Source organism: Vibrio sp. 2130-1 (assembly GCF_033339515.1).
Window position 1 is genome coordinate 1 of record NZ_JAWOUT010000390.1, and the last position, 640, is coordinate 640.

The following is a 640-nucleotide window of genomic DNA, read 5'->3' on the forward strand; positions in this document are numbered from 1 at the left end:
ACTGTTGATCATCCCTGCAGCAACAGCGCGTAAGTTGTCTTCTACACCAGAACAAATGGCATTCTTCGCATCCATCATAGGTGCGATTTCAGTTCTAATGGGACTGAGTCTGTCTTGGCACTTCGACACACCAGCAGGCCCATCAGTGGTGATCAGTGCGACTTCTTTGTTTATGCTGAGCCAACTGATTCAGCGGAAAGCTTAGTTATAAGCACAAGTTAAGCAAACGGATCTGGTGATTAAGAATTCTCAGTGCTATTGCTGGCTTACATACAAAATCAATACAAGATCAGATACAAAAAAGCCCGGCAATGCCAGGCTTTTTTATTTTACGAGTCAGAAATTACCAACCAGTTACTTCACGTAGACCTTGACCGATGTCTGCTAGAGACTTAACTGTCTTAACGCCTGCCGCTTCTAGTGCAGCAAATTTGTCTTCTGCAGTACCTTTACCACCTGAGATAATCGCACCAGCGTGGCCCATACGTTTACCTGGAGGTGCAGTTACACCAGCGATGTAAGAAACAACTGGCTTAGTTACGTTTTCTTTAATGAACGCCGCCGCTTCTTCTTCTGCTGTGCCACCGATTTCACCGATCATTACGATCGCTTCAGTTTCTGGGTCTTCTTGGAACAGTTT

Annotated in this window: 1 protein-coding gene and 1 pseudogene; one reads left to right on the top strand and one right to left on the bottom strand. The window is 45.2% G+C overall.

Annotated elements, in window-relative coordinates:
- Positions 1-205 (top strand): metal ABC transporter permease (locus R7Q09_RS26415; protein WP_318143975.1); only part of this gene is annotated, 205 nt, incomplete at its 5' end.
- A gap of 138 nt (positions 206-343) precedes the next feature.
- Here R7Q09_RS26415 and R7Q09_RS26420 read toward each other — a convergent pair.
- Positions 344-640, bottom strand: a pseudogene (locus tag R7Q09_RS26420) (succinate--CoA ligase subunit alpha); the annotation flags it as partial.